Origin of the sequence: Dolichospermum sp. UHCC 0260 (assembly GCF_009711985.1) — a bacterium.
GTDB classification, from domain to species: Bacteria; Cyanobacteriota; Cyanobacteriia; order Cyanobacteriales; family Nostocaceae; genus Dolichospermum; species Dolichospermum lemmermannii.
Genome location: NZ_VIKZ01000002.1, coordinates 87,057 through 91,651 on the forward strand (window position 1 = coordinate 87,057; position 4,595 = coordinate 91,651).

Here is a 4,595-nt window from a genome sequence, read left to right on the forward strand (position 1 = left end):
TTACCCATTACCCATTCTTTAGTCAATTTGAATACTTGTTGGTGAATTTCCTCCGGGTGGTGTGATTCCTGGTAATGGTTTTCTAAATTGTGAATAGATGCGATCGCGCCAAGCGAAAAATGCTTCATAATCAGGATTATTGGCTATGCTGGACAATCCTTTCCCTCTCAGAGATACTGGTAAATCCAAATAAGCACCATCGGGAAACTTCAAAAGCATTGATAAACTAGCAACTGTTAAATCAGCTAAAGTTGGTTCATCACCTGTTAAATAAGGACTACCTACCAACAATTGGGTAATAATATCCAAATCTTGTTTTAAGCTAGTAACAGCCGCATTTACCACATCTGGTGTAAAACCGACACCAAAACCCAGCGCTGACAGAAAATCACCAGGAACACCTTCGATAACACTTCTGAGAATATCTGGAGTGGAAACTGGTAACAACGACTTACGAAAACTCTGATCTTGACTAATAGCTGCAAATAGAGCCTTTCTACCTTTAGCACCGATTGACTCATCAGCCCAATCTTCCAATAATAAAGTCAAAGCGCGTTTTTTGGGATCTATCGGTATCAGCAGACGATCTGGGTATTCTGAATCTAAATATTTAGCGATTTCTGTAGAATCAGCAATATATCTATTGCCATCTTTTAACACTGGAACTTGTTTTTGTCCAGTCAAGCGAAATAATTCTAGCTGGCCAATGCCTGGTGCAACTTCGATTTTGCGATACTCCAGTCCTTTATAATCTAAGAGTAAACGAACTTTTTCGGAAAATTGAGATAGTTCCCACTGATATAGTTCTAGCATATTGTATATTCTGCAACTTGTTTAGTTGTTAATTTTATAATTGTATCCTTAATTCTTAGCATTTTTCCTGTGAATTTATCATTTTCTGGGTTGAGTTGTTGCCCATCAAGTTGAAAGTTACTCGAATTTGTGTGATAATTAAACTCGGATTGTTATGCCTGTCAATTGATTGAGCATTTTTCCAGACACTTGAGATTTTCAAAATAGTTCACAGCATAAAATTGTTGAAATTGTTGAAATTGTTGAAATTGTTGGATATTATAATATTCCTACTTCTGACTACCGACTTCTAAATTCTTTGATAACTTTACCTAAATTTTTACAAAAAATCTTGTTCCTCAGTCAAGAACCTTTTTAGTTGGCAGAATGTGATAAATCTTGATATAACTTATATGCAATCAATACAAACAAAATTTATGAACGCTAATTACAGCAAATTATTGACCAAAATTACTGCAATCATGGGATTAATGAGTATCGGTCTTTTAACTACTATCCCATCTCCAGCGAAAGAAGTCCGCAATCCCAATTCCAGACCAAGTATTTTCAACGAACCGCTCTACAATCGTGGTAAAAAGCCCAGTGAAACTGCACCAGTTACCACACCCACACAGCCAGAAACAGAAGTTCCCACTGTTAAACCCACCCCAACAGCACCTCTAACCGAAACAAAAGAAACCAGAAACCTAGTAGTGTTAGCTAATGCTAATGAATCTTTTACAACCCTGATCAAAGCTTTAGCAGCAGCAGGACTGACAGATACTTTACAGGGAGATGGTCCTTTTACCATTTTTGCTCCCACAGATGAAGCATTTAAGAAACTTCCAGCAGAAGCGTTACGGGATTTATTGAAGCCAGAAAATAAGGAAGTATTGGTGAAGGTTTTAACTTATCATGTAGTCTCTGGAAAGGTACTCTCTGGAGATTTGAAATCTGGAGAAATAAAAAGCTTACAAGGAGATCCTATTACTGTTAAAGTTGATAGTGATGGTGTACAAATCAATGATGCAAAGGTAATCAAGCCAGATATTGAAGGTAGCAACGGAGTTATTCATCAAATTGATAATTTGATTCTACCTCCTAGTTTATAGATTTTTAGTATTTGATTGATCAAAATCCGTAAGTTAAAATCCCCAAATTCTCGAAAAAAATCGGGGATTTTACCATGGGAAAAGACTCAGTTTAAACTGGACTTTTTTGAAGAAATAGCCATCAAACTAACGAGCTTTAGCAGTAGTCTTAGCTTCAGTTTGCTTCGCTTCTTGAACTAACTGCATCATCAACTGTTCCAGCTTTTGTGCTGTCTGTTCTTCTTGGTGTAAGTTTTGCTCTAACAACTGGACAACTTGGTTTTGTCCCATTTGTTCCGCTACCTTAATTAAACCACGATAACAAGCTATTTCCAATTGTTCAATCTTACTATGCCATTCTGCCAATCCTAAGTCAATAATTTTGGGATTATCGGCAGCTAAAAGGGCAAATTTTTGACCTTCACTAATTAAACCAACCGCAAGATCACAGGTAATTCGTTGTGGTTGCTCTCCTAAAATAGATAAAACCTGTTTCAGGTTTTCGATATGCTGTTCAGTTTCTGGAAGATGTGGCTCAATCACAGCTTTCAATTTACTATTTTGACAACATTGCCACATCATTTGCTGGGCTTCTAAGAAGCGATTTTCAGCATCGTACATGATGTTCATTTCATAGATAAACTGCTGTTGTAAGCTGGTGATTTTTTTCGTCCCTGGACGCTCGCTAACTAAAACCATGATGATTCTCCTAATGGTATTTCGCTGCCTTTAACAGTCGTTCCATTAACCCTACGTCTAGTCCGACCAATTCTCTTCTTACTAAAGACACAGTAAGGGTGTGAAGTTTAATTGTGATTGCAGTGACAATATCAGACAAAAGTCTGAACTATGATTTATGTGATTAATTTGATTTAGATGATTAATGGGTTTTTTATCCCCAAAATCATCCAAATCATCCAAATCACAAGAATCACAGTTTAGACTGCTGAAAGCTGCTGTATCCACTACTTAAGTGCTATTGAGGAAATTTCATTTTAAAGCTTCCTTCAACAAATCCCGATGTAAAAAAGCTCCATTTATTAAAGATTGAATTTTATGAGGTGACAAAGATTCACCATGATAATAATAATTAATCCAACTTTTACTAATTAAATGTATATCATCTGGTAAATCCTTTAAATCCCAACCAGGTATTTCTAAATCTTCCATTAATCGGTTAACTTTGGGATCATAACTCAATGCAAAACAACGTGAACCTTCACTTGCTGCCATAATTAAACTATGGAGACGCATTCCTATGGACATTTCCACACCGCGAAATACACCTTTTAAAATTTGTGGATCTTCGGAACAAATAACTCTACTCACATCTGGTAATTGAGTATGAATTTTTTCCGCAATTCCTAGATCTTCACTTTTTTGAAATGGCAATAATAAAATAAAAGCTTGGGTTTCTTTCTGCAAATTAACTAAAGCTTGAGTTAAATTTGCTAACCTGTTTTCTGTCAATTGAGGATGATTTCTTAACGTAACTGCAATTCTGGGTTTTGGTAAATCTACTAATTCTGGGACTGGCTTTGAATCTAACGCCCAAACTGGGTCAGGGGCAAGGATATGGGGTATACTCCAATCTGATAATAACCGAGAACTGGAGCGATCGCGCACACTCACTTGAGTACAACCTGCAAAATTCCCCTTTGCTAACCAACGAGTTTGGAAATGCAACAAAGGACCTATACCCTGTCCCCAAGCCACAGTTTTCAAACCCATAACTTGAGCTAAAGCCATTAATCCGCCATAATAAAAAGGGCTAATGCTGCTGGTAGCATCTTGAATTAAACTACCACCACCCCAAACAAAAGCATCACAAGAACGCAAAGCCTTGAAGACTGAGAAAATCGCCATGCGGTTGTAACATTCCACACCATAACGCCGATGAGTTTCTTCAGGATTTCCAGAAAGCACCACAGGAGTAACATCAAGTGGTAGCATTTGCAGAAGTGTGGCTAACAAAGCTTCATCACCACCATTACCCTTACCGTAATACCCAGACAATAAAACCCGCATTTTCCCCATTTTAAATTTTAGATTTTAGATTAATTATGCACGCCCTTTCGATTCCCACCTGGATAATTCATATTTCTAGCGTCATTGAGTGGATAGCCGCAATTTGGCTAATTTGGATATACGGTGAACTTACAGAAAATCGGAGTTGGTGGGGATTGTCCTTTGCCATGTTACCAGCTTTAATTAGCGCAATGTGTGCTTGTACTTGGCATTATTTCGACAATTCCGAATCATTAGAATGGTTAGTCACCCTACAAGCTACCATGACATTAGTTGGTAACTTTACTCTCTGGGCAGCAGCTTATCTAATTTGGCGTTCTACCAAGTCTACAAGCCCCATTGAGACACAATCTATCAAATCAGAACAATGATATCAAAAGAAACCCTCTTTGCCCTTTCTCTCTTTCCCTATCTGGGTTTCTTGTGGTTTATTAGCCGCAGTCCACAAATGCCACGTTTAGCCCTATATGGATTTTACGGCACATTGGTATTTGTCGCCATCACCATCCCCGCCGCCATTTACGCCAAAGTCCAGTACGGAGAACAACTAGCCAACGTAGACTGGTTACATGGCAGTGCCGAAGTTTTTTTAACCCTTGCTAACATCTTACTAGTCTTAGGTTTTCGCCAAGCAGTACAGGAATTAGGGAACAGGGAACAGGGAACAGGAAACAGGGAATAGAA

At 38.0% G+C, this 4,595-nt stretch carries 6 protein-coding genes; 3 read left to right on the top strand and 3 right to left on the bottom strand.

Annotated elements, in window-relative coordinates; translation table 11 throughout:
• Positions 1-18: 18 nt before the first annotated feature.
• Positions 19-813, bottom strand: a complete 795-nt coding sequence (locus FJR08_RS01305; protein ID WP_148763828.1) for a glutathione S-transferase family protein — start codon at positions 811-813, stop codon at positions 19-21.
• A gap of 416 nt (positions 814-1,229) precedes the next feature.
• On the opposite strand from FJR08_RS01305, the gene FJR08_RS01310 reads away from it, so the two are divergent.
• Positions 1,230-1,904 carry a fasciclin domain-containing protein gene (locus FJR08_RS01310; protein WP_168631903.1) on the top strand — a complete coding sequence of 225 codons (675 nt, stop codon included), beginning with the start codon at positions 1,230-1,232 and terminating at the stop codon, positions 1,902-1,904.
• Positions 1,905-2,030: 126 nt separating this feature from the next.
• Here FJR08_RS01310 and FJR08_RS01315 read toward each other — a convergent pair whose 3' ends face one another.
• Positions 2,031-2,582, bottom strand: coding sequence for a ferritin-like domain-containing protein (locus FJR08_RS01315; protein ID WP_015083347.1), 552 nt, complete (start codon positions 2,580-2,582; stop codon positions 2,031-2,033).
• A 291-nt stretch (positions 2,583-2,873) separates the two neighbouring features.
• On the bottom strand, positions 2,874-3,920 hold the full coding sequence (gene csaB / locus FJR08_RS01320; RefSeq protein ID WP_148763832.1) for a polysaccharide pyruvyl transferase CsaB: 1,047 nt from the start codon (positions 3,918-3,920) through the stop codon (positions 2,874-2,876).
• Between the two features lie 26 nt (positions 3,921-3,946).
• Here csaB and FJR08_RS01325 point away from each other — a divergent pair, with 26 nt between their 5' ends.
• Complete coding sequence (locus FJR08_RS01325; RefSeq protein WP_015083349.1) at positions 3,947-4,282, top strand: DUF2499 domain-containing protein; 336 nt, start codon at positions 3,947-3,949, stop codon at positions 4,280-4,282.
• Positions 4,279-4,593, top strand: a complete 315-nt coding sequence (locus tag FJR08_RS01330) for a DUF3593 domain-containing protein (protein ID WP_015083350.1) — start codon at positions 4,279-4,281, stop codon at positions 4,591-4,593. Before FJR08_RS01325 ends, FJR08_RS01330 begins: the two co-directional genes overlap by 4 nt.
• Positions 4,594-4,595: the final 2 nt, after the last annotated feature.

Excerpts from the sequence above, each read along its gene's own strand:
- FJR08_RS01325 (WP_015083349.1), top strand. The coding sequence starts at position 3,947 with ATGCACGCCCTTTCGATTCCCACCTGGATAATTCATATTTCTAGCGTC.
- FJR08_RS01330 (WP_015083350.1), top strand. The coding sequence starts at position 4,279 with ATGATATCAAAAGAAACCCTCTTTGCCCTTTCTCTCTTTCCCTATCTG.
- FJR08_RS01310 (WP_168631903.1), top strand. The coding sequence starts at position 1,230 with ATGAACGCTAATTACAGCAAATTATTGACCAAAATTACTGCAATCATG.
- csaB (WP_148763832.1), bottom strand. The coding sequence starts at position 3,920 with ATGGGGAAAATGCGGGTTTTATTGTCTGGGTATTACGGTAAGGGTAAT.
- FJR08_RS01305 (WP_148763828.1), bottom strand. The coding sequence starts at position 813 with ATGCTAGAACTATATCAGTGGGAACTATCTCAATTTTCCGAAAAAGTT.
- FJR08_RS01315 (WP_015083347.1), bottom strand. The coding sequence starts at position 2,582 with ATGGTTTTAGTTAGCGAGCGTCCAGGGACGAAAAAAATCACCAGCTTA.